This window comes from Kitasatospora sp. NPDC007106, from assembly GCF_040634455.1.
In the GTDB taxonomy this organism is placed as follows: Bacteria; Actinomycetota; Actinomycetes; order Streptomycetales; family Streptomycetaceae; genus Kitasatospora; species Kitasatospora arboriphila.
Genome location: NZ_JBEYFP010000847.1, coordinates 1 through 2,435 on the forward strand (window position 1 = coordinate 1; position 2,435 = coordinate 2,435).

Sequence of the window (2,435 nt, forward strand, 5' to 3'; positions counted from 1 at the left end):
GACCCCGGTGCCGCTTCCCTCGGAACCCCTGCGCAGTCTCGGCTTCCTGACCATCGGCCTCTTCGACGAGGCCGACCCGGCGGGTGGACACGAGTCCACCCTGCAACTCGTCGAACTCGGCGAACGGCTGGGCTTCGACAGCGCCTGGCTGCGCCACCGGCACCTCCAGTTCGGCATCTCCTCCCCGGTGGCCGTGCTGGCCGCGGCCACGCAGCGTACGCGGCGCATCGAGCTCGGCACCGCGGTCATCCCGCTCGGCTGGGAGAACCCGCTGCGCCTGGCGGAGGACCTCGCGACCGTGGACGTGCTGTCCGGGGGCCGCCTCAACCCGGGTGTCAGCGTGGGCCCGCCGATGCACTTCGAGCGGGTCCGCGAGGCGCTGTACCCGGACACCGCCGAGTCGGAGGACTTCGGGTTCGCCCGGGTACGGCGCCTGCTCGACCTCGTCGGCGGCAAGCCCGCCAGTGACTTCCGAGGCACCGAGGGCATCGAGGCGTTCTCGGACCGGGTCCAGCCGTACGCGCCCGGCCTGGCCGACCGCATGTGGTACGGCGCCGGCAGTCTGGGGTCGGCCCGCCAGGCCGCCGAGAACGGGATGAACCTGCTGGTCAGCAGCGTGGTCAAGGCCGAGGAGGGCGAGGACTTCGGTGCCGTCCAGCTCTCGCACGTGCGGGCGTTCCGCGAGCGCCACCCCGACGGTGCCCGGGCCCGGGTCTCGCAGGGGCTGGTGGTGATCCCCACCGACAGCGCGACCCCCGCGCAGCGGGCGAGGTACCGGGAGTACGCCCGCGCCCGGCTGCCGCGGACCGCCGCCCCGCAGGGACCGGCCCGTCTGCTCTTCGCCCCCGACCTGGTCGGCAGCGCGCAGGAGATCGCGGAACGGCTCCACGCGCATCCGGCCTTCCGCGAGGTCGACGAGGTGGCCTTCGCGCTGCCCTTCACCTTCGGGCACGAGGACTACGTGCAGATCCTGACCGACATCGCCACCGTGCTCGGCCCGGCCCTCGGCTGGCGTCCCGCCACGGACTGAGTCCCGCCGCGGACCGACCCGCACGGGCGGGCGGGCGGCTCAGCCCGCCGGCAGCCGCACGGGTGCGGACGGCGGGCCCTCGCGCCCGGCCCGGTCGACGCAGGTGACGGCGTACCAGGGGCCGGTCGCGGCGGTCGGCGGCCGGTACCGGCGGACGGTGAGGGCCGGCAGCAGGGCCACCAGCCGGGCCGGATCGGCCGGCGGACGCGCACCCGGGTCGTCGGCGTACCCGTAGACGGCGAACAGGAACGGGTGCGGGCGGCCGGTGCGCGGAGCCGGGGTGATCCGCAGGTCCTGCCGGTCGGGCGAGGGGTGTACCGAGGGCGCCGCGGGCGGTGCGCTGCCGGCGAGCCGCGGCAGCAGGGGGACGAGGGCGGGCCGGGGCCAGTGGTCGGCCGCGAGCCGGCGGATCGCGCCGATCCGGTCGGTGCGGGCGGTGCGGGCGCTGAAGAAGACGTCGCCGCCGATCGATCCGACGGCCTCGTTGAGCGCGAGGTGGCGGGAGAGCTCCGCCGGGTCCTGCCAGGGCGCCGGCCGGCCCGGGGCACCGGGCCGGGACGCGGACTGGCCGATCCACAGCTGGGTGTCGGTGTCCGCCACCTGGGCGGCCCACCAGCGCGCGAGGACGGCGTAGTCGGCGATCTCGAAGCCGATGTGCCAGTACAGCTGGGGCGCGATGTAGTCGACCCAGCCCTTGCGGACCCAGCCGCGGGAGTCGCAGTACTGCGCGTCGTAGGCCTGCAGCGCCGTCGTGGCGGAGCCGGCCGGATCGGTGGACCGGTTGCGCCAGACCCCGAACGGGCTGATCCCGTACACGGCGTCCGGCCGGGCCGCCCGCACCCGGTCGCGCAGCTGCCGGACGGTCAGGTCGATGTTGTCGCGCCGCCAGGCGGCCCGATCGGTGAACCCGCGGCTCTCGGCGGCGAAGGACCCGTCGTCGGGGAAGCCGCGGCCGCCGGGCGCGGGGTAGGGGTAGAAGTAGTCGTCGATGTGCACACCGTCGACCTCGTACCGGGTGACGGCGTCCATGACGGCGTCCAGGACGAACTCCCGGACTTCGGCGAGCCCCGGGTCGTAGTACAGCTCGCCGTCGTAGGCGACCGCCCAGTGGGGGTTGCGGCGGGCCGGATGGTCGGCCACCAGCCGGGCCGGATCGGGGTGGATCGCGATCCGGAACGGGTTGAACCAGGCGTGGAAGGGGAGGCCGCGCTCGTGCGCGGCGCGGATCATGAAGGCCAGCGGGTCCCAGCCCGGATCCTGCCCCTGGGTGCCCGTCAGCCACTGCGACCAGGGCTCGAACCGGGACGGCCAGAGCGCGTCGGCGGTCGGTCGGACCTGGACGAACACCGCGTTGAAGCCCGTCGCCACCGCCGAGTCGAGCAGCGCCGTGAAGTCGGCCCGCATC

The 2,435-nt window shown here is 75.1% G+C and carries 2 protein-coding genes; one reads left to right on the forward strand and one right to left on the reverse strand.

What is annotated here, in order from left to right; all coding sequences use genetic code 11:
- The first annotated feature begins 7 nt into the window (after positions 1-7).
- Positions 8-1,030, forward strand: coding sequence for an LLM class flavin-dependent oxidoreductase (locus tag ABZ641_RS33170; RefSeq protein ID WP_359987900.1), 1,023 nt, complete (start codon positions 8-10; stop codon positions 1,028-1,030).
- 39 nt (positions 1,031-1,069) lie between these two features.
- Here the strand turns inward: ABZ641_RS33170 and ABZ641_RS33175 are convergent.
- Positions 1,070-2,435 (reverse strand): family 10 glycosylhydrolase (locus ABZ641_RS33175; RefSeq protein WP_359987897.1); only part of this gene is annotated, 1,366 nt, incomplete at its 5' end.